21 protein-coding genes, 1 riboswitch and 1 other annotated feature are annotated in these 20,078 nt (G+C 40.1%); of the genes, 15 read left to right on the top strand and 6 right to left on the bottom strand.

Features of this window, described 5'->3' with window-relative positions:
* Positions 1 to 22: 22 nt before the first annotated feature.
* On the bottom strand, positions 23 to 1,609 hold the full coding sequence (serA, locus tag CSV74_RS10845) for a phosphoglycerate dehydrogenase (RefSeq protein WP_099691658.1): 1,587 nt from the start codon (positions 1,607 to 1,609) through the stop codon (positions 23 to 25).
* A gap of 133 nt (positions 1,610 to 1,742) precedes the next feature.
* Positions 1,743 to 1,968 (bottom strand) — a binding site (T-box leader).
* Between the two features lie 256 nt (positions 1,969 to 2,224).
* Here serA and CSV74_RS10840 point away from each other — a divergent pair.
* Entirely contained in the window at positions 2,225 to 2,539 is a 315-nt protein-coding gene (locus CSV74_RS10840; RefSeq protein ID WP_099691657.1) for a thioredoxin family protein, read from the top strand.
* Positions 2,540 to 2,662: 123 nt separating this feature from the next.
* Here the strand turns inward: CSV74_RS10840 and CSV74_RS10835 are convergent, their stop codons facing one another.
* Positions 2,663 to 2,932: an AbrB/MazE/SpoVT family DNA-binding domain-containing protein gene (locus CSV74_RS10835; protein WP_099691656.1), complete on the bottom strand. Its 270-nt coding sequence runs from the start codon at positions 2,930 to 2,932 to the stop codon at positions 2,663 to 2,665.
* Positions 2,933 to 3,082: 150 nt separating this feature from the next.
* Positions 3,083 to 3,189: riboswitch (SAM riboswitch) on the top strand.
* A 92-nt stretch (positions 3,190 to 3,281) separates the two neighbouring features.
* Here CSV74_RS10835 and metA point away from each other — a divergent pair.
* Together metA and CSV74_RS10825 are read left to right on the top strand one after the other, a co-directional pair.
* Positions 3,282 to 4,190: a homoserine O-acetyltransferase MetA gene (metA, locus tag CSV74_RS10830; RefSeq protein ID WP_099691655.1), complete on the top strand. Its 909-nt coding sequence runs from the start codon at positions 3,282 to 3,284 to the stop codon at positions 4,188 to 4,190.
* 66 nt (positions 4,191 to 4,256) lie between these two features.
* Entirely contained in the window at positions 4,257 to 4,961 is a 705-nt protein-coding gene (locus CSV74_RS10825; protein ID WP_369823711.1) for a YetF domain-containing protein, read from the top strand.
* A gap of 38 nt (positions 4,962 to 4,999) precedes the next feature.
* On the opposite strand, the gene CSV74_RS10820 is transcribed toward CSV74_RS10825, so the two are convergent.
* Positions 5,000 to 5,659 carry an HAD family hydrolase gene (locus tag CSV74_RS10820; RefSeq protein WP_099691654.1) on the bottom strand — a complete coding sequence of 220 codons (660 nt, stop codon included), beginning with the start codon at positions 5,657 to 5,659 and terminating at the stop codon, positions 5,000 to 5,002.
* Positions 5,660 to 5,761: 102 nt separating this feature from the next.
* Positions 5,762 to 6,397 carry a spore coat protein gene (locus CSV74_RS10815; protein WP_029052743.1) on the bottom strand — a complete coding sequence of 212 codons (636 nt, stop codon included), beginning with the start codon at positions 6,395 to 6,397 and terminating at the stop codon, positions 5,762 to 5,764.
* A gap of 147 nt (positions 6,398 to 6,544) precedes the next feature.
* On the opposite strand from CSV74_RS10815, the gene CSV74_RS10810 reads away from it, so the two are divergent.
* Entirely contained in the window at positions 6,545 to 7,828 is a 1,284-nt protein-coding gene (locus CSV74_RS10810) for a LysM peptidoglycan-binding domain-containing protein (protein ID WP_099691653.1), read from the top strand.
* A gap of 50 nt (positions 7,829 to 7,878) precedes the next feature.
* On the opposite strand, the gene CSV74_RS16765 is transcribed toward CSV74_RS10810, so the two are convergent.
* Positions 7,879 to 8,022 carry a hypothetical protein gene (locus CSV74_RS16765; RefSeq protein ID WP_199083996.1) on the bottom strand — a complete coding sequence of 48 codons (144 nt, stop codon included), beginning with the start codon at positions 8,020 to 8,022 and terminating at the stop codon, positions 7,879 to 7,881.
* 381 nt (positions 8,023 to 8,403) lie between these two features.
* On the opposite strand from CSV74_RS16765, the gene gdhA reads away from it, so the two are divergent.
* The 3 genes from gdhA (at position 8,404) to CSV74_RS10795 (ending at position 11,815) form a co-directional block, all read left to right on the top strand.
* Positions 8,404 to 9,786, top strand: a complete 1,383-nt coding sequence (gene gdhA, locus CSV74_RS10805) for an NADP-specific glutamate dehydrogenase (protein ID WP_099691652.1) — start codon at positions 8,404 to 8,406, stop codon at positions 9,784 to 9,786.
* 142 nt (positions 9,787 to 9,928) lie between these two features.
* Positions 9,929 to 11,140, top strand: a complete 1,212-nt coding sequence (locus CSV74_RS10800) for an argininosuccinate synthase (RefSeq protein WP_099691651.1) — start codon at positions 9,929 to 9,931, stop codon at positions 11,138 to 11,140.
* A gap of 99 nt (positions 11,141 to 11,239) precedes the next feature.
* Positions 11,240 to 11,815, top strand: coding sequence for a YdcF family protein (locus tag CSV74_RS10795; RefSeq protein WP_199170345.1), 576 nt, complete (start codon positions 11,240 to 11,242; stop codon positions 11,813 to 11,815).
* 62 nt (positions 11,816 to 11,877) lie between these two features.
* Here the strand turns inward: CSV74_RS10795 and CSV74_RS10790 are convergent, their stop codons facing one another.
* On the bottom strand, positions 11,878 to 12,672 hold the full coding sequence (locus CSV74_RS10790; protein ID WP_099691650.1) for a histidinol-phosphatase HisJ family protein: 795 nt from the start codon (positions 12,670 to 12,672) through the stop codon (positions 11,878 to 11,880).
* 155 nt (positions 12,673 to 12,827) lie between these two features.
* On the opposite strand from CSV74_RS10790, the gene hisZ reads away from it, so the two are divergent.
* The 8 genes from hisZ (at position 12,828) to hisC (ending at position 20,015) form a co-directional block, all read left to right on the top strand.
* Positions 12,828 to 14,060: an ATP phosphoribosyltransferase regulatory subunit gene (gene hisZ / locus CSV74_RS10785; RefSeq protein WP_158231787.1), complete on the top strand. Its 1,233-nt coding sequence runs from the start codon at positions 12,828 to 12,830 to the stop codon at positions 14,058 to 14,060.
* Positions 14,048 to 14,683 carry an ATP phosphoribosyltransferase gene (hisG, locus tag CSV74_RS10780; protein WP_099691648.1) on the top strand — a complete coding sequence of 212 codons (636 nt, stop codon included), beginning with the start codon at positions 14,048 to 14,050 and terminating at the stop codon, positions 14,681 to 14,683. Before hisZ ends, hisG begins: the two co-directional genes overlap by 13 nt.
* Positions 14,680 to 15,960, top strand: a complete 1,281-nt coding sequence (hisD, locus tag CSV74_RS10775; protein ID WP_099691647.1) for a histidinol dehydrogenase — start codon at positions 14,680 to 14,682, stop codon at positions 15,958 to 15,960. The genes hisG and hisD overlap by 4 nt, the downstream gene beginning before the upstream one ends.
* On the top strand, positions 15,960 to 16,544 hold the full coding sequence (gene hisB / locus CSV74_RS10770; RefSeq protein WP_099671755.1) for an imidazoleglycerol-phosphate dehydratase HisB: 585 nt from the start codon (positions 15,960 to 15,962) through the stop codon (positions 16,542 to 16,544). Before hisD ends, hisB begins: the two co-directional genes overlap by 1 nt.
* A 297-nt stretch (positions 16,545 to 16,841) precedes the next feature.
* Complete coding sequence (gene hisA, locus CSV74_RS10765; protein WP_099691646.1) at positions 16,842 to 17,567, top strand: 1-(5-phosphoribosyl)-5-[(5-phosphoribosylamino)methylideneamino]imidazole-4-carboxamide isomerase; 726 nt, start codon at positions 16,842 to 16,844, stop codon at positions 17,565 to 17,567.
* The gene (hisF, locus tag CSV74_RS10760; protein WP_099691645.1) at positions 17,554 to 18,318 is read left to right on the top strand and encodes an imidazole glycerol phosphate synthase subunit HisF; all 765 of its coding nucleotides are present in this window, start codon (positions 17,554 to 17,556) and stop codon (positions 18,316 to 18,318) included. The genes hisA and hisF overlap by 14 nt, the downstream gene beginning before the upstream one ends.
* Positions 18,311 to 18,961 carry a bifunctional phosphoribosyl-AMP cyclohydrolase/phosphoribosyl-ATP diphosphatase HisIE gene (gene hisIE, locus CSV74_RS10755; protein WP_099691713.1) on the top strand — a complete coding sequence of 217 codons (651 nt, stop codon included), beginning with the start codon at positions 18,311 to 18,313 and terminating at the stop codon, positions 18,959 to 18,961. The genes hisF and hisIE overlap by 8 nt, the downstream gene beginning before the upstream one ends.
* Positions 18,954 to 20,015 carry a histidinol-phosphate transaminase gene (hisC, locus tag CSV74_RS10750; protein WP_099691644.1) on the top strand — a complete coding sequence of 354 codons (1,062 nt, stop codon included), beginning with the start codon at positions 18,954 to 18,956 and terminating at the stop codon, positions 20,013 to 20,015. The genes hisIE and hisC overlap by 8 nt, the downstream gene beginning before the upstream one ends.
* Positions 20,016 to 20,078 lie beyond the last annotated feature (63 nt).

The raw sequence follows: 20,078 nt of genomic DNA, 5'->3' as shown, positions 1-20,078 counted from the left end.
TATCAGCTGGATGTTTTCGTTCTTATAGATCGATTGCTTTTGCATCATTTATATTTTGAACTTCTTTGATACGCTTGATAGAAACCGACTCAACGTGGTTGTCGACAGCTAACATCATGATAGCATATCCGCCTTCAGTGGAACGTCCAACCTGCATCGCGGCAATGTTGATATTCTCTTCTGCAAGAAGTGTCCCTACACGACCAATTGCACCTGGCTGGTCTCTGTGTCGGATGAATAATAAGTGACCGCTTGGAATTACATCCACTACATAATCGTCCACTTTTACAATACGTGCACCAAGGCCATTTAGAAGTGTACCCGCTACTTTGCGAACACCTTTTTCAGTAACGATTTCTACTGTAATCAAGTTCAAGAAACCTTTACCAGTAGTTGTTTTTTGTTCATTTACTTTAATGCCGTAACGATCAGCCAATAACTTCGCATTTACATCATTAACAGTTTCTCCGAGGTTACGCTTCAAAAGACCTTTGACTGTATTACGAGTTAGTGCGCGCACATCGTAGTTTGCCAATTCGCCAGCATATTGAATATTGATTTCATGGATAACGGAGTTTTGGATTTGTGATAAGAACATACCCAACTTCTCTGTAAGATCGAAGAACGGCTCGATTTTCGCCAACACATCACGAGAAACAGATGGCAAGTTTACTGGGTTACGAACAGATCCGATTGTCAAGAAGTTCACTACGTCGCGGCTTACGTCGACTGCTACTGATTCCTGTGCTTCGAATGTACTTGCTCCCAAGTGTGGAGTCGCAATTACTTCAGGTAATGTCAATAATTTGTGGTCGAGGAATGGCTCTTCTTCGAATACGTCCAATGCTGCACCCGCCACTTTACCAGCAACGATTGCATCATATAGAGCATCTTCGTCAATAATTCCACCGCGTGCACAGTTAATAATTTGTACGCCGTCTTTCATTTTCTCAAATGCTTCTTTGTTAATCATTCTACGGGTTTCTTTAAGTAAAGGTGTGTGAACTGTAATGAAGTCTGCTACTTCGAGCACTTCATCTACTGTTCCAATTTCAATACCCAATTTCTTCGCAACATCTTCTGTTAGGTACGGGTCATATGCCACTACATTCATACGTTGTCCTCTTGCGCGTCTTGCAACTTCAGCACCAATACGACCGAGACCGATGATTCCTAAAGTTTTGTCTTTCAACTCCACACCAAGGAATGATTTTCTATCCCATTTATTATTTTTCAACGAGTTGAAAGCTTGAGGGATTTTGCGTGCCATAGACATCATCATTGCGACTGTGTGCTCAGCTGCAGAGTTCGTGTTGCCGTCCGGAGCATTGACAACGATAATTCCTTTTTCGGTAGCTGCGTCCAAATCGATATTATCGACACCTACACCAGCACGACCGATGATCTTTAATTGATCAGCTGCTTCCAACAATTCTTTTGTAACTGTTGTCTGACTACGTACTAGTAGTGCGTCGAAATCTTTAATACGCTCTTTCAGCTGATCTGGTGTCATGTCCGTTTCCATTACAATTTCAAAACCTTCTGCTTGTCGTAGTGGGAAAATTCCGTCCTCGCTAAGTGGGTCACTAATAAGTATTTTAAAAGCCATGATATTCATTCTCTCCTTCGATAGTTTGTAGTGGGTGTTTTTGTAGAAACTAGGTGCAGTCGTTCGTATATGTATGTTGCGCGCTACCCCCCTTATAGGTAAAATAAAAAAGCCTTCCATCCCTTACGTATAAGTAAGGGGCGAAAAGCTCGATAAACTAACGCGGTACCACCCTTGTTTGCTGCAATTGCAGCCTTCATTCAGCATGCGTAACGTGCATGTGACGGATCAGCCTACTAAAAAAGTTCAGCTAATCAATTCAGAAGTGCCCCCAACCTCAGAATTTGCTGACTTTCACCTTTGCATCAGCTCTCTGGAAAATCCTTTTTAGGAAGGTATCTCTTCGTCAAAATTGTTTAACAACTATTAATTTAGAACTAATCATAACACGTCAAAAACTATTGTCAATTGCTTTTCTCGGAAATTAAAAAAACAGTTAAATACGAACGTCATTATTGAATTATTTGTGAACGTTCGTGTTTGGAGAGTTAATTATAAAAAAACATCTTTAATTGAACTGAGTGAAAGGAATTTGCTTAAGTCGTCTAAAGAGAAGAAGTACAGATAAAAGTGTTATAGTGAGCTTATACTATTCGTGAAGAGGAGTGTTGGAAATTGAAAAAATTAGAATCTCTAGAGCAATTTGAGCAACTTAAACAGGAAGAAAGAGTAATTTTCTTATTCACTGCAGACTGGTGTCCAGATTGTAGAGTGATTGAACCATTCTTGCCTACACTAGAAACTGAGTTTGCAGAGTATGAGTTCATCTCGGTTGATCGTGATGAATTTATAGACCTTTGCAGTCAGTTGGATATATTCGGTATTCCTAGTTTCGTGGCATTTAGCGAAGGAACAGAAAAAGGTCGTTTGGTAAGTAAGAATCGTAAAACTAAAGAAGAGATTGAGGAGTTTATTAATAGTTTAACGTAATGCAATAATTCTCTGTGAGTGGATCAAGAGACAATCAAACAAAAGGACTGAAGACAACTGTAACTGTTGTTTTCGGTCCTTTTTTATAAGAAAAGATTCTACAATAGTTCTTATATATTTGTATTATGTGAAATCTTTCAGCTGCTCTATAAGGATTTTTGCGCCTCGTGGACTGATGTATAGACCGTTCGACAATTGCTTGTTTTCATCCATCACATCGCCGGTGATAAAACATGCTCTGTTGACCTGATATTTTCTCAATATAATTCTGTCATCCTCTACGAAAATTTCGATAGGGTCACCTTGATCGAGCGACATAGAATTCCGAAGTTCTTTTGGAATGACAATCCTGCCGAGATGATCAACTTTACGAACTATACCTAAAGATTTCATAAGCTCCTCCTCGAAGAAAAGTAGTTGGTATTTTCTATTATACACAAAAATAGACCATCTACAATTTACAAAACTAAAATGCGCAGAACAATTTGATAATTCTGCTATACAATTAAATTATTAATGCTATAATAGTCAGTAATTAAATATTTCTTATCAAGAGAAGCTGAGGGAATTGGCCTGATGAAGCTTCAGCAACCTCTGTGCATACAGGAAGGTGCTACCTCCAACAAGATTGTTGTCTTGAGAGATAAGAACGGTGAACAGTCAACCCTCATTTTCTTATCTAATAGAAATGAGGGTTTTTTGTATAGAATTAGTAATAATAGAACGTTAAGGGGGAAATAGTATGCCGATTAATATACCGAAACATCTACCAGCAGGAGAATTATTGAAAGAAGAGAAAATCTTTATTATGGATGAAGAACGTGCCACAACACAGGATATCCGTCCAATCAATATTTTGATTTTGAACTTGATGCCTGAAAAAGAGAAGACCGAGTTACAATTGCTTCGATTGCTTGGAAATACACCATTACAAGTGAATGTCACATTCCTCAATACAGCATCCTATGTTTCAAAAAACGTCAGTCAGACTCATTTAGAAACCTTCTATACTACGTTTGAACATGTTAAAGCTCGTCGTTTTGACGGTATGATCATCACAGGTGCGCCAATCGAACTTTTACAATTTGAAGATGTAGTCTATTGGAAAGAGTTAAAAGAGATCATGGAATGGACAAAAACGAACGTTACATCAGTGCTCCATATTTGCTGGGGGGCACAAGCGGCCCTTTATCATCATTACGGAATTGACAAGTTCGAGTTATCAAAGAAATGTTTTGGAGTATTTTCACATGATATTACCGATCCGACAGTGAACTTGGCACGCGGATTCAATGATGTATTTGTAGCGCCACACTCACGCCATACGGGGGTTTCATTAGAAGAAATAAAGAGTCATCCCGATTTGACTCTACTTTCCGCTTCTGAAGAGGCAGGTGCATTCATTGTGATCTCAAATGACGCAAAGCATATTATGGTAACTGGACATTTAGAGTACGATGCACATACCTTGGGGGATGAATATGCTCGCGATGTAGAAAAAGGTTCTGATATTGACATTCCTGTAAATTATTATCCGAATGATGATCCATCAAAAGAACCTATGAATACTTGGCGTTCCCACACGCATTTATTATTCTCTAATTGGCTTAATTACTACGTCTACCAAAAAACTCCTTACAACTGGAGTTAAAAGAATTGCAGTATAAATTCCTATAGTTTGCACATACTCCGACTACTGGAGGTGTATGCAGTGAACATAAATGAATTTTGGGAATTGGCTTTTTGGGAAATGACTTTACGAACGGTGATTTCATTTATTGTACTGTTGATCTTAGCGCGCTTCATGGGGAAGAAACAAGTGTCTCAGCTGACTTTCTTTCATTATGTAACAGGCATAACGATTGGTTCGATTGCAGCCAACTTGGCGGGAGAGTCTGAAACACCTTTCTTAAATGGCTTATATGGAATGGTTTTATGGGCAGTGTTAACGATTATTGCTAACTTTTTATCATTCAAATCCATCAAACTTCGCGTATTACTCGATGATAAACCGATAATTGTCATTCAAAATGGAAAAATTCTAGAAGGTTCCATGCGTAAATTACGGTTGAGTTTCAATGATTTAAATATGTTGCTTAGAGAGCAGTCGGTATTTTCAATGAAGGATGTCAATTACGCGATATTCGAAACAAATGGTAATTTGAGTGTCATGCTAAATGAGGGTGAGAAATATGCGACAAAGAAAGATGTCAAAGCACCATCACCAATGCCCAAATATATTCCGACTGAAATTATTACTAATGGGAAAGTAGAAGAGAAAAGTATGCGAGAGCTTCAATTGACCGATACTTGGCTAACAGAACAATTAAAAAAGCAGGGGATTTCTAAGCCTGAGCATGTTCTCTATGCAGAAATTCAGACAGATGGTAGTTTATATATTAATACATTAAAATCGACTTAACGTGGAGAGCTCTGACATAATCAGAGCTCTTCGCGTTTTTATAATATTTCCCAATTTCTTTGTTTGGCCACAGTAGCAAGTTTTTCATCTGGACGAACTGCTACAGGAGAGCCAACTTTCTCTAAAACTGGAAGGTCGGAAATGCTGTCTCCATAGGCAAAGCTATTGTCCCAGTCGATAGTTTCTCCTAGTAGTGCTTGGTAAATTTGTTCGTTTTTACGTGTACCTTGAATATGTAATAAGGGCTGATCCATTGCAAGTTGTTCGCCATTTGAAGGGATGTCTGTGCCAATAATTCGATCAAATATCAGGTGACTTGTAACTGCTTTTAAGAAAGGAGTATAGGCTCCAGAAACGAGCAAGACATGGTATCCATCTTTTCGGTGCTTTTCCAGTCGATTGATGACTTGTTCGTTAAAGTCCGGCATCATAACGTTATGCATGCCTTTGAAAAACTCATGTAGTTCCTTCATCGTTAATGAGTCTAAGGCTTTAAGATAAAGATGCATCGAGCGCTCTTTCATGACAGATTCAGGCAGTATTTTTAATTTATAGCGAATGTAAAGTGGTAATATCGAACGATAGAACTTTCTATAATACTGCTTGTACGTAGGATGATTTTTTAATTGCTCCATGAGTAATTTAAAGGTTTCTTTAGTGTACAACGTACCATCAAAATCAAAGATCGCAACTTTCATATAGACACTCCTCTTTTGTATGCTTCTACTTAGTATACAAATATAACGAGTGTAAAAGCAAAAAGCAGATGGAGAAAAACTCCATCTGCTTGAATCGTTAACTTATTGAAGGTTGTTTGGCATACCCGGTTGACCTTGCGAAGGCGCAAAAGAATTAAGTAACATATTCATATCCTGATCATTTAATTGTGGAACTTGATAATATTGATGTTTGTTTTGGTAAATGGACAACTCATATGCCATTTCTATACAGTTGGGCACAGAATCTGCAAGTACACGGCGAACGACTGGATTACATACTTCTAATGAAGCAGCCGTTTTGCCTGTAGCGCCTTCTTTTGTAGCGCCCAACAAAAAACCGGAGATGATTTCATCACTAATTTCACCTGTAGATTGAATAGGTTTAGACGGTGCTTTTTCTTTCATGCCGTAAATGAAATCGCTGCCTGCTTTCATTTGATAGCGCTGTGTAGGATGTGAAGGATCTTTGCCTGTCTTAAAACTTTCGACAAGGATATTGTACTCATCCAGCGTGAATCGGTATTGTCGATCAAGAATATCGAGAAGTTCTGGATCTTGGACATGTGGACGTAAAATCATTGCTTGATTCAATGCTCCAACGGTCGCGCTTAATATCTCTTTAACATCAAATAACTCATGTCCCCCGTGATTCATCGATGGGGGTACCTGTCCACCTTGCATGTGTTGAGATGTTTCAAATTGATTTGTCAAATTTATTTCCTCCTTCAGTTGTCATGTACATCGAGAGTAGTATGTGAAATCATCGAAATCCTATACATATGAAATGGCATTCACGACTCATGCATAGTTCGTAACGCAACATCATATCATAAGGATAGAACTCAAGAAGGGTAGTGGGGATACATGCAGATTCATGTAGTTTCGCAAGGGGAGAGTTTATATGAAATTGGTAACATATACGGTGTGCCATACGAGCAAATAGCAGATGCTAATGAATTAGAAAGCGAAATACGATTAGCTGTGGGACAAGCGCTTGTCATTCCAATAATAGGTTCTTATTACTGGGTGCGACCTGGAGATAGCCTATATACAATTGCACAGAGATATGGTTTAACAGTTGCGCGCTTGGCGCAAATTAATGCAATCGACCCTACTAGAAGGTTAATGATCGGTCAGCGTTTGTATATACCACAAGAAGTGAAAACGTTGATTGATTCATTATTATATGTAGAACCGCGTAATCCTGTCAGTCAAGATATGCTGGCGGAAGTTCGTGAACGTGTGGATGGTCTCACGTATCTCGCGATGTTTAGTTATGAAGTACAACGTGACGGTTCACTCAAAGCACCAGCTCTAGCAGATATTCCGACTATCGCCAAAAATGCAGGTACTGAAAATATACTAGTGCTGACGAATTTAGAAAACTATTCCTTCAGTGCGGATTTAGCGCATGTAATTTTTACCGATCAAGCTGCACAAAACCAAATGATTCAAAGTGCCATTGAAGTAGCAAAAGAAATCGGCTATAGTGATATTCACTTCGATTTTGAGTTATTATTCCCTGAAGATCGCGAATTATACAATCAATTATTACGTAATGCGCGTGATCAAATTCATAAAGCGGGCCTGACAATTTCCACAGCACTTGCACCAAAAGCTGGGGAAGTAACGACAGGTATTTATGGCGCCCATGATTATAAAGCACATGGAGAGATTGCAGATTTCGTTGTATTGATGACGTATGAATGGGGATATACGTATAGTGCACCACAAGCTGTGAGCCCAATCGGTCCAGTCACAAAAGTAGTGGAATATGCCGTAAGTCAAATCCCGAATGAAAAAGTGTTTTTAGGACAAAATCTATACGGTTATGATTGGACAGCTCCATTTGGTCAATCGGACAGTAAAGCTGCCAGAGCATTAAGTCCACGGATGGCGACTAATCTAGCAATCGAGCAGAATGTCGCTATTGAATACGACGCATTAGCCCAAGCGCCACATTATACGTATTACGATGAAACTGGAACCGAACATGAAGTGTGGTTTGAAGATGCACGAAGCATCAACGAAAAGTTTAACTTGCTGAAGAAATTTAAGTTGCGTGGAATCATGTACTGGAAACTCGGGCTAGCATTCCCGCAAAATTGGTTGTTATTAGAAGATCGCTTTACTATTCGCAAGCGATAAATATAGGAGCCTTTCCTTAAATAAAAGGAAAGGCTCTGTCATATGAGTTGTCACTCGTTATTTAATAATTTCATAGCGCTTTGGAACACATCCATATCTGGATTTACGAGTAAAGCAGGTAGGAAAGCAAAAGTCATGATGAGGAGGAGGTTCGCTCCTAGGATTGATCGAATTGTACCTGTTTTCTTTGTCATGGCGCTTCGCCTCTTTCTTTTCGTATTGTTCTCACTAATATGTGTATGCGCTTACATTTAGAACTTCACATAGTTTGTTTGAATAGTCTAATAATACTATGAATTCAGTCGAATGTAAATGATAAAGTTTAATATAGTACATAAAATTGACACAAAAGTTAAGTCAAAATTGAGATATTCTAAAAAAATCTTGTAACTTGCTATCTTTTCAGTGATAATATTGGAATACAAAGAAATATTTCGAACAATTAAAATTCAATTTATATTAGTAGAATTTACTCTTTTAACATACAAGTATTTTGAAATCATAGTCACTGAGTAAATGAGCGACTGGTCAGTCAACAGTTTTTAATTAACAACTAAGGAAAGGGATGATCGCAGATGACAAAGGTTGATGAGGTAGAATATAATAATCGCAAACGAGCAAATGATTACGTTCATAATGTATATGAATTGGTGAAAAAAAGGAATCCAGATGAGAAGGAATTTCTACAAGCGACAAGAGAGATTTTTGATTCTCTTCGTCCCGTCTTTGCTAAGCATCCCGAATTCATGGAAAACGGAATTCTTGAACGAATTACAGAGCCAGAAAGAATTATTTCCTTCCGCGTAGCGTGGGAAGATGATAAAGGTAAGGTGCAAGTAAATAGAGGTTTCCGCGTTCAGTTCAATAGTGATCTTGGACCTTATAAGGGAGGACTTCGTTTCCACCCATCTGTAAATAATAGTATTATGAAATTCCTCGCTTTTGAGCAAATCTTCAAAAATGCTTTAACAGGACAGCCAATCGGGGCAGGTAAAGGTGGATCTGATTTCGACCCAAAAGGGAAGTCTGATCGTGAAGTCATGCGCTTTACGCAAAGTTTCATGACAGAACTTAGCAGACATATTGGACCGGACATCGATGTGCCAGCAGGAGATATTGGTGTTGGTAAACGTGAAATCGGCTATTTATTTGGACAATACAACCGGATTAAAGGTGGCTATGAAGCAGGTATTTTAACTGGGAAAAATCCTGATCATGGTGGAAGTCTTGGTCGTAAAGAAGCGACTGGTTACGGTACAGTGTACTTTGTTGATGAGATGCTGAAAGAAAACAATCTTTCATTGGAAGGTCAAACTGTTGTAGTTTCAGGTTCAGGTAATGTTTCGACGTATGCTATGGAGAAAGCTATGCAACTTGGAGCGAAAGTTGTGGCATGTAGTGATTCTGATGGCTATATCTACGACAAGAACGGAATTGATCTTGAATTAGTGAAAGAACTAAAAGAGTACGGCAATAAACGTATTTGGGAATATACGAAAGAACATCTTGATGCAGAGTATCATGCAAATTGTACGGAAATTTGGTCTATTCCATGTGATATTGCACTACCATGTGCTACACAAAATGAAATTGATGAAATTGCTGCACATATGCTAATCGCAAATGGTGTTAAAGCAGTTGGTGAAGGTGCAAATATGCCATGTACGATTGAAGCAATTGTCATTTTCCAAGAACACAATGTGTTATTCGCACCAGCTAAAGCTGCCAATGCGGGTGGCGTAGCTGTTTCCGCTATGGAAATGTCTCAGAACAGCCAGCGTCTATCGTGGTCAGAAGAACAAGTAGATAAGCATTTGAAAGAGGTTATGCAGAATATCTATAAAGACTGCAGTAATGCAGCGACGGACTACGGTAAACCAGGCAATCTAGTAATGGGTGCTAACGTAGCAGGCTTCCTGAGAGTAGCCGATGCGATGGTTGCACACGGAATTCGATAAGTGATATTAAACAGACACATTTTTTTACATAATGTGTCTGTTTTTTTATGCTTTCCTATTGCGTTTCAACTAAAATATGTTATTATAAAAATACGTTAAATTGAATAAACATACACTTACTTGCATGAAAGGGGATCTTCCCATGAAAAAGAAAAAAGTCGTTTTAGCCTACTCAGGCGGTTTAGACACATCAGTTGCGATTCAGTGGTTAACGGATCAAGGATATAGTGTAATAGCAGTTTGCTTAGATGTCGGTGAAGGAAAAGATCTCGACTTTATTAAGGAAAAAGCTCTTACAGTTGGCGCAATCAGCAGCTATGTTATTGATGCGCGTGAAGAATTCGCACAAGATTTCGTCCTACTTTCATTGCAAGCTCAAACATATTATGAGAATAAATATCCACTAGTCTCTGCCTTATCCCGTCCGCTTATCTCCAAAAAATTGGTGGAAATTGCGCATCAAGAACAAGCAACTGCAGTAGCTCATGGATGCACAGGAAAGGGAAATGACCAAGTACGTTTTGAAGTAGCGATCAAGTCGCTGGATCCAACGCTTGAAGTCGTAGCACCGGTGCGTTCATGGAGTTGGTCACGTGAAGAAGAAATTCATTATGCACAAGAACATAATATTCCTATACCGATTGATTTGGATAATCCATACTCAGTGGACCAAAACTTGTGGGGACGTGCAAATGAATGCGGAATTCTAGAGGACCCATGGGCAACACCTCCAGAAGACGCGTTTGGTTTAACGGTTTCCATTGAAAATGCACCCGATACCGCTGATATTATCGAAATTGGCTTTGAACAAGGTGTTCCGGTTACGATTGATGGAGAACAGTATATATTAAGTGAACTGATCACCAAGTTGAATGAAATTGCTGGTAAACATGGGGTCGGCCGTATCGATCACGTAGAAAATCGTTTAGTCGGTATCAAATCCCGTGAAGTGTATGAAGCACCAGGAGCTATCACGTTGTTGAAAGCACATAAGGAACTGGAAGATTTAACGCTTGTAAAAGAATTAGCACATTTTAAGCCCATTATTTCACAAAAACTAGGTGAATTGATTTATAACGGTCTTTGGTTCTCTCCTTTACGTAATGCACTTGAGGCATTTATTAAAGAGACACAGCAATACGTCAACGGTACAGTTCGAGTGAAATTGTTTAAAGGCCATGCGATAGTAGAAGGTCGTAAATCTCCCAATTCGCTATATGATGAAAAATTAGCGACTTATACAGCAGATGATGAATTTGATCAAGCTGCAGCGGTCGGTTTCATCAAGCTATGGGGACTTCCTACCGAAGTGCATAGTATGGTCAATGAAAAGCAAGTTGTGAAGAAGTCTTAAGATGGATAGTTAGAGCAGCGCGGCCAAAAGCTTCGCTGCTCTTTTTTGTAACTACTTCTCATTCATCACCGTCTTATGAATATAGCAGGGGGTGTCTGAATGAAGAAATTATGGGGTATAGCCATAATGGTAGTGTTAATCATTGTGGGACTGGGGATGTGTTGGATGTTACCAGGGGATCGAATAAAACAAGCGCAACAGATGAAAGCGAATGGAAACTATGACTATGCAATTATTCTAGGTGCCAAAGTGAACGGTGAAGTTCCTTCGCTGTCATTACGTTACCGCCTGGAGAGCGCTGTAGAGTATGCAATGCAATATCCGCATGTGCAGCTAGTTCTTTCGGGCGGACAAGGAAAAGATGAGGGCATTAGCGAGGCCGAAGCCATGTATCGTTATTTACAAGAGCATGGTATTGCAAAGGAACGGTTAGTTATTGAAGATCAATCCACTTCCACATATGAAAATCTACAATTCAGCAAAAATATCATTCCTGAAGTGGCGGGTGTGACTATAATCAGTAGCGATTACCACTTGGCTAGAGCAAGATTTCTTGCTAGACAGATCGGATGGGAGTCTGATGTCGTTGCAGCGAAGACTCCTGAATCTGTCAAAGCAAAAGTAGGACTTCGTGAACGCTTGGCTTTATTGAAAACATGGTTGTTCAGAGGATAGGGATATATTGAAAATAAAAAGTGACGAAACTCCAAGAAGTTTTCGTCACTTTTCTATATCTCCTATAAAGAAGAGATTTTATGGAATTCAGGTTGGCCTTCTGTAAATGTAGCCAAATAGTCAAAGCCGATTGACTGATATAACTCTAAAGATTCTTTAAACTCATGTGCGATTTCTGTTGTTCTATGCGCATCTGAACCAAGTGTAATGATTTCGCCTCCGCATTGTTTATACAAACGCAAAATGTCTTCACTTGGCATATTATGTGGCAATCCGTAGCGAGTTCCCGAAGTATTCAGTTCAATCCCTTTACCATCTGGTATAATAGTATTGAAGATCTTTTCTAAATAGTCATGAAATAGATTAGCTGGCGGTTGATCAGTATAGCGTTTAATCAAATCTGCGTGTCCAAGCACGCTGTAACGCTTATAATTCTGAACACAATACAGTAGTTCTTTATAATATGTCTCAAAGGCAGCCTCTGTTGAACGATCTTCAAACAACTCGCGATAATGTAAGGATTTATTTTCGACTGTGTGCAGTGAACAGATGACGAAATCAAATTCATGCTCGTCCATCAATTCTTCGTAAAGATGCAAGAGGTCAGGTTGCAAGCCGATTTCAACCCCTTTTCTAATCGTCAGTTGTCCATCGAATTGTTCGTTCAATTGAAGAATCTTTTGTGCATATTCAATTTTATCAAAATCGAAATGAATCGTTTCATCCGGATATTCATAATCGATGTGATCGGTAAAGCAAATTTCGGTAAGGCCTTTAGCGATAGAAGCTTTGGCCATCTCTTCCATCGGGATTTCACAATCCGCTGAAAATGCGCTGTGCATATGATAATCAAACATAGTTTCCAGTCTCCTTTTCTTTACTACATATTGTAGCAGATGAACGATGCTACTAACAGTTGACAATGCTCTACATAACCATTATAGTAATAATTAACTTTAGCGTAGTAAAGCAGTGAAGTATATATTTCGCATGAAAGGCGGTAGAAGATATCTTGTATTCTGAAATTCTTGGAAATGAACATGAAAAGCATGAAAAAATCATCGGCACATTAGGAAAACGATTCACTACATATGGCTATAAGCGAATTAAAACATCCGCATTTGAACAATATGATCTGTATTCTAATGTCCGTACTTCAATCAATCAAAACGAAATGATCAAAGTGATTGACTATACCGGCGAAGTACTCGTATTACGCCCGGATGTAACGATACCATTGACACAGCAACTCGTTCAGTTGAATGATAATTTGCCCGAAGAAATGCGTTATTATTATGTGCAAGAAGTCTTTAGGCAGACGTTCCAGGAAAATGAACGTATCGGTAAAACACAGGCAGGAGTCGAGTTCTATTGCAAAAGTTCACCCGCATCAGATGCTGAAACAATTATGCTTGCATGTCACGCATTACGAGACGTTGGTTTCACAGATGTGAAAATCGAAATTGGTTATGCTGGTTTCTTTAATGAATTAATTGCGGACTCTGATATCACTGCAGAACAAACTGAGGAACTCAAGACGTTGATTCAAGCAAAAAACGTCGTGGAAATAGGTCCGTTCTTACAGCGATTGTCTATAGACCCTTCTATTAAAGAAGTACTCGAGCAATTACCTCTATTATACGGTGCACCTGAAGTAGTGTTTGAAAGACTACAAAACTTACAGGTTAGTGAATCGGCACAGGATGCGATCAAATATTTACAGCGAACATGCGATATCGTCGAACTATATGGCTTGAAGAAACATATCGTCATAGATCTCGGCTTGATTAACCACATGGGCTATTACTCGGGAATCATTTTCCAAGGCTATGTTGAGAATTTCGGCAAGCCCGTATTAATGGGCGGCCGGTATGACGCATTAAGCGAAGAGTTTGGAATGAAATTACCGGCGATTGGTTTTGCATGTGAAATCGAATCATTAGTCAAAGCTTCATCTAGTAGAGAAAAGAAGGAACGATACAGCATCGATGTGACTGTAATATATGAAGAGAGCCGCATCAAATACGCAATCGATATTACGAATGAGTTGAGAGAGCGTGACTATCGTGTCATTTCTAAACCTATGAAAGATGCGGAACATCAGACAGACAGTCTCTACACGATTCAATTAACAGAACAGCAAAACAAACTAGTAGATCAAGAAGAAGTAAAAGAGTTCATCGACTTCAAACAATTGCTTGATTTGATCGCAAGCAAGAAAGGGGTACCTGAATGGATTATCTAACAGTAGCAATGGCAAAGGGACGTACGGCGGAACGTGCGATGAAGTTCCTCGAGAAATCAGATGTGCATTTTTCAGAATTCACGGATGAAAGCCGAAAGCTCGTCATCTATGATGACAAGCAAAAGATCAAATTAATTTTTGTTAAAGCAGTAGACGTTCCAGTATACGTTGAAAAAGGCGCGGCAGATGTAGGAATTGTGGGGAAAGATGTCATGATGGAAGATCCTCGTGATGTTTATGAATTACTGGACTTAGGAATTGGGCGTTGTAAACTGGCGGTGGCAGGATATCCTGATACACCAGTTGAAAACGTACCGTTCCTGACAGTAGCTTCAAAATATCCATTAGTCGCGAAAGAGTTTTTCGATAAAAAAGGTATCCGGACAGAAATGATCAAATTGAATGGATCGATTGAACTCGCGCCATTGATCGGCATGTCAGATGTTATTGTCGATATCGTCGAAACGGGTACAACATTAAAAGAAAATGGCCTCGTCGTCTTGCAGGAGATGGCAGATGTCAGTGCCCGTTTAATAGTCAACAAAGCGAGTTATGCTACGAAAACTGAAGATATCCAGCAGTTCATCAAAGATATGAAGGAAGGCTTGGAGGTGCGTTCATGAAGATCATACGTGGAGCTGAATTCACAGAAGAGCTACTAAGACGCAATGATTCCAATCAAACAGATTTGGAATTTGATCGCAATGTCTTATCGATCATTGACCAAGTTCGTTCCGAGGGCGATCAAGCAGTTCTAGATTTCACTGAACGTTTTGACGGCGTGAAGCTAGATAGCTTGATTGTCACAGAAGAAGAAATTAATGAAGCGGAACAAGCAGTTACAGATGATTTCTACCGTGCATTGCGCTCAGCAAAAGAGCGTATCACGACTTATCACGAGGCGCAAAAAGAGCAATCGTGGTTCTTGAATCCGAATGAAGGGATCATGCTCGGTCAGAAAGTAACGCCAATCGACAGTGTTGGACTGTATGTACCGGGCGGAAAAGCAGCCTATCCGTCGACGGTCTTAATGAATGCATTGCCAGCAAAAATTGCAGGAGTTGGACGAATTTCCATGGTAACTCCACCTCAACGTGACGGCAAGATTAATCCCTATGTTTTAGTTGCAGCAAAAGAAGCAGGTGTAGATCGAATTTATAAAGTAGGTGGAGCACAAGCGATAGCTGCTCTAGCGTATGGTACAGAGACTATTGAAAAAGTTGTCAAAATCACGGGCCCTGGTAATGCATACGTTGCAAGAGCGAAAAAGTGGGTGTTCGGTGATGTAGCGATCGATATGATTGCTGGACCAAGTGAAATTTGTGTCGTAGCCGATGCTCATACGCATCCTATTTATGCAGCAGCAGATTTGTTGTCCCAAGCAGAGCACGATGAGCGCGCGGCTGCAGTGTGCATCACAACAAGTGAAGCATTTGCGGCTGAGCTTTCCAAAGAAGTAGAACGTCAGCTAGCTGAACTCGATCGTAAAGAAATCGCAACACAGTCTATAGAGCAATTTGGCCGTATCATTATAGTTGATTCATTGAAAGAAGCATTTGATATAGTGAACCGTTTAGCACCAGAACATTTGGAGCTCATGATTGATCAGCCTATGGAGCACTTGGCAGCGATACGAAACGCAGGAGCGATCTTCCTAGGTCAACATTCACCTGAAGCATTGGGTGACTATATGGCTGGACCAAATCACACATTACCGACGAGTGGAACAGCAGCGTTCTCTTCTCCATTAGGTGTTTATGATTTCATGAAAAAGTCGAGTATTATCTATTATTCCGAGAACGCTTTGGCAGAAGTGGCAGATGACGTCATTACTCTAGCAGATGCCGAACAATTAACAGGCCATGCCAACTCGATAAAAGTACGAAAGGCAGGATACTAATGCGTAAACAACAACTAACACGTAAGACAGGTGAAACATCTATTGAAATGGATTTTTCGTTAGATGGCACGGGAGAGACGAATATCCACACAGGCGTTGGTTTCTTTGACCATATGCTGACGGCATTCGCAAAACACGGACGTTTTGATCTATCTGTAACATGTGATGGTGATATTGAAGTGGACCAACACCATTCCGTCGAAGACATCGGTATTGTACTTGGACAACTATTCAACCGATGTATCGGGACAAAAGAAGGAATAGAACGCTTTGCCTTAGTTTCCACACCAATGGACGAAGCACTATCCACTGCATCCATTGATATTAGCGGCCGCTCATTCCTCGTCTTTAACGTAGATGGAATGAAAGACAAAGTAGGAGAATTCGACACAGAACTAGTCGAAGAATTTTTCCTAGCGTTCACCAACAACGCCAAAATCACATTACACATCAACTTGAACTATGGAAAAAACACACATCACATTATAGAATCCGTATTCAAAAGCTTCGGCCGCGCCCTACGCGTCGCCAGCACCATCAACCCAGAAATAAAAGGCATTCCTTCTACTAAAGGGTCTTTGTAATAGACTTTCACAGTTTGATATTTACTGTGGATTAACTGTGATAACAATTTACTAGTTGATCGGAGTGCAAGGCGGCGACTCGGGGAGGATCAGCCCGACAGGTGAGACAACCAAAGGGAGCGAGAGCCGTCACGAAGAACGGCTTTTGCGAGTAAAAGCGAAGCGTTAGGAGCATATCTTTGCACTAGCGACCTGGTTGGCTCACCGCGGGCCCTCCCGAACGCGTCCGCCTGGAACGCAGATCAACGGTACCAATGGATTTTTAATGATTATTTCATTTATTAGGAGGACTAGTTGATGATTTTATTCCCAGCAATCGACATTAGAGACGGCAAATGCGTTCGCCTCATCCAAGGTGACTACGCACAAGAAATAATCTACAATGACTCACCAACCGACATGGCACAAGAATGGCAAAATCAAGGAGCCGAGTACATCCACGTCGTAGACTTAGACGGCGCCAAAACAGGAAACTCCGCCAACAAACAAGCCATCGAAGCCATCGCGAAATCAGTTAGCGTACCCGTTCAAGTAGGCGGCGGAATCCGAAACATGGAAATAGTCGACTCGCATATCGAAAACGGCGTTGCACGTGTCATTATCGGCACTGCAGCGATCCAAGACCCTGAGTTCTTGAAAAAGGCCGTTGAAAAATACGGTGACAAAATTGCCGTTTCAATTGACGCGCGTAACGGCTTAGTTGCAACTGACGGTTGGACAGAAACAAGTGACGTCAAAGCAGTTGATTTATTGCAGGACTTAGCGAAAATTGGCGTCAAAACAGTTGTCTATACAGACATCATGAAAGACGGCATGCTCCAGGGACCAAACTTTGAAGAACTGAAAATAATGGATGATGCATCTTCGATCGATATCATCGCATCAGGTGGTGTATCGACAGAAGAGGACATTAAGAAACTAGCTGCTGAAGATATGTACGGCGCTATTATCGGGAAAGCATTATATGAAGGCAATCTATCCTTAAAAAAACTATTGGGGGACGACAGTCATGTCAACAACTAAAAAGATCATTCCGTGTTTAGACGTAGATAATCGTAAAGTTGTAAAAGGAAAGAAATTTCTAGACGTACAGGAAGTGGCAGATCCCCTTACATTAGCAAAAAAATATGTAGCCGATGGCGCAGATGAACTCGTCTTCTATGACATCTCTGCATCGACGAAAAACCGTGGTATGTTCCTCGATTTAATTGAGGAAATTGCAAAAGAAGTACCGGTCCCATTCATCGTAGGCGGAGGGATTCGTACGCTTGAAGATGTGGACAAAGTATTTGATCTGGGTGGTAACAAAGTCTCCATCAATAGTGCAGCTTTGACAAATCCGGAACTAATTAAAGAAGTAGCAGATAAATACGGATCAGAGCGTGTAATGTTATCAATGGATGTTCGTCAAGAAGGCGAAAACAAGTGGTCAGTTTATGCAAAAGGTGGTATGGAAGAAACAGGAATCGATGCAATTGAATGGGCGAAGAAAATGGAAGCACTTGGCGCTGGTGAGCTGGTCGTCAATAGTGTGGACGAAGATGGCGTCAAAGACGGTTATAATCTTGCACTCAACCGCGCTATGGCTGAAGCTGTCAATATTCCAATTATCGCAAGTGGTGGCGCAGGAAAACCTGAACACTTTAAAGAGGTACTGACAGAAGGAAAAGCAGATGCAGCTCTGGCCGCTTCCGTATTCCACTTCAATGAAATCAATATTCGAGACTTGAAAAATTACTTAGCAGAAGAAAATATTGCAGTTAGGAATGAATAAAATGACACTAGACATCAATGCATTACAATTCGACGACAAAGGTCTAATCCCTGCGGTTGTACAAGACGATCGCACAGGCGAAGTCCTAATGCTTGCTTATATGAACAAAGAATCAATTGAAAAGACGCTAGAAACAAATGAAATTTGGTTTTATAGCCGCTCAAGACAGGAACTTTGGAATAAAGGTGCAACATCCGGAAATACACAGCAAGTGCAACGTATATCTGTAGACTGCGATCAAGATACATTGCTAGTCCAAGTTACACCAAAAGGTCCGGCATGTCACACAGGCGAGAAAACTTGCTTCTTCACAACGGTAATGGAAAAAGAAGAATCATTACGTGAAGTCGTCTATGAAGTAATTGACGAAATCGCAGATCGCAAAGCTAATCCGATAGATGGCTCATATACGACGTATTTATTCAACGAAGGTATCGACAAAGTATTGAAAAAAGTCGGAGAGGAATCTACAGAAGTCGTAATTGGCGCAAAAAATGCTGATAAAGAAGAAGTGTCCAATGAAATTGCAGACCTAGTCTACCATACACTTGTATTAATGAATATTCTTGACGTCGATCTAACGGATGTTCAGCAAGTGCTACGTGAAAGACGACCGAAAAAGGAAGTGCCACGCAATGAGTAGATTTCTGAGCACTGTTGCGCGCCGTACAGAACCTTATGTTCCGGGTGAGCAGTTGAATCAGCCAGATGTCATTAAATTAAATACGAATGAAAATCCATATCCACCAAGCCCTAAAGTATTAGAGGCCATTCAAGCAGAATTGAATGGGAACACGTTACAACGATACCCTTCCCCAACAGTAGATCCATTGCGTCACGCGATAGCGGAGACGTACGGACTGACAAAAGATCATGTTTTTGTTGGTAATGGCTCTGACGAAGTACTGGCATTTTCATTCATGGCATTTTTCGAGCCAGGAAAAACTATTAAGTTTCCTGAAATTAGCTATAGCTTTTATCCGGTCTATTCCAAGCTATTTAATATCTCATTCGAAAAAGTACCATTAAATGCTGATTTCACATTACCCAAAAAGCAGTTCTATAATTCACCAGGCGGCGTCATTCTACCAAACCCAAATGCACCAACAAGTATTTATGCTGAGTTGGATGTAATCGAAGACATTTTGCGAAACAATCAGGATCAAGTAGTCATTATTGATGAAGCGTATATTGATTTTGCAGGTCCGTCTGCGATGAAACTGATTGATCGCTATCCAAATTTACTTGTAATTCAAACCACGTCTAAATCTCGTGCACTCGCTGGATTGCGTGTCGGATTCGCACTTGGACAGCCTGAATTGATTGCAGGATTGACGCGCATCAAAGATTCATTCAACTCGTACACGATTGATCGTTTAGCTATGGCGGGGGCTACTGCTGCATTTGTAGATCATGCTTACTTCTCGGAAAGTACAAATAAAGTTATTCGCACACGTGAATCTACAGTCCATACTTTAGAAGAATTAGGATTTGAAGTTCTTCCTTCGGATGCAAACTTCGTCTTTGTAAAACCTCTGCATAAGGACGCAAAAGTGTTATATCAACAATTAAAAAACCGTGGAATTTTAGTCCGTCACTTTGATCAAGCAGACATTCGTGAATATTTACGTATTTCTATCGGTACAGACGAACAGATGAATACGCTGTTTGAAGTGCTTAAACAACTTACTAAATGAATAAATCGTTCAAAAGCCATTCGATACTGAATGGCTTTTTCTCTGCATTAATGTATACGAAGT

The sequence above is a fragment of the Sporosarcina sp. P19 genome, from assembly GCF_002743165.1.
In the GTDB taxonomy this organism is placed as follows: domain Bacteria; phylum Bacillota; class Bacilli; order Bacillales_A; family Planococcaceae; genus Sporosarcina; species Sporosarcina ureae.
The sequence above is the reverse complement of the archived record's forward strand: the minus strand, read 5'-3'. Positions and strand labels throughout refer to the sequence as shown.

Excerpts from the sequence above, each read along its gene's own strand:
- serA (WP_099691658.1), bottom strand. The coding sequence starts at position 1,609 with ATGGCTTTTAAAATACTTATTAGTGACCCACTTAGCGAGGACGGAATT.
- CSV74_RS10835 (WP_099691656.1), bottom strand. The coding sequence starts at position 2,932 with ATGAAATCTTTAGGTATAGTTCGTAAAGTTGATCATCTCGGCAGGATT.
- metA (WP_099691655.1), top strand. The coding sequence starts at position 3,282 with ATGCCGATTAATATACCGAAACATCTACCAGCAGGAGAATTATTGAAA.
- CSV74_RS10820 (WP_099691654.1), bottom strand. The coding sequence starts at position 5,659 with ATGAAAGTTGCGATCTTTGATTTTGATGGTACGTTGTACACTAAAGAA.
- CSV74_RS10810 (WP_099691653.1), top strand. The coding sequence starts at position 6,545 with ATGCAGATTCATGTAGTTTCGCAAGGGGAGAGTTTATATGAAATTGGT.
- CSV74_RS16765 (WP_199083996.1), bottom strand. The coding sequence starts at position 8,022 with ATGACAAAGAAAACAGGTACAATTCGATCAATCCTAGGAGCGAACCTC.
- gdhA (WP_099691652.1), top strand. The coding sequence starts at position 8,404 with ATGACAAAGGTTGATGAGGTAGAATATAATAATCGCAAACGAGCAAAT.
- CSV74_RS10800 (WP_099691651.1), top strand. The coding sequence starts at position 9,929 with ATGAAAAAGAAAAAAGTCGTTTTAGCCTACTCAGGCGGTTTAGACACA.
- CSV74_RS10795 (WP_199170345.1), top strand. The coding sequence starts at position 11,240 with ATGAAGAAATTATGGGGTATAGCCATAATGGTAGTGTTAATCATTGTG.
- CSV74_RS10790 (WP_099691650.1), bottom strand. The coding sequence starts at position 12,672 with ATGTTTGATTATCATATGCACAGCGCATTTTCAGCGGATTGTGAAATC.
- hisG (WP_099691648.1), top strand. The coding sequence starts at position 14,048 with ATGGATTATCTAACAGTAGCAATGGCAAAGGGACGTACGGCGGAACGT.
- hisD (WP_099691647.1), top strand. The coding sequence starts at position 14,680 with ATGAAGATCATACGTGGAGCTGAATTCACAGAAGAGCTACTAAGACGC.
- hisB (WP_099671755.1), top strand. The coding sequence starts at position 15,960 with ATGCGTAAACAACAACTAACACGTAAGACAGGTGAAACATCTATTGAA.
- hisA (WP_099691646.1), top strand. The coding sequence starts at position 16,842 with ATGATTTTATTCCCAGCAATCGACATTAGAGACGGCAAATGCGTTCGC.
- hisF (WP_099691645.1), top strand. The coding sequence starts at position 17,554 with ATGTCAACAACTAAAAAGATCATTCCGTGTTTAGACGTAGATAATCGT.
- hisIE (WP_099691713.1), top strand. The coding sequence starts at position 18,311 with ATGAATAAAATGACACTAGACATCAATGCATTACAATTCGACGACAAA.
- hisC (WP_099691644.1), top strand. The coding sequence starts at position 18,954 with ATGAGTAGATTTCTGAGCACTGTTGCGCGCCGTACAGAACCTTATGTT.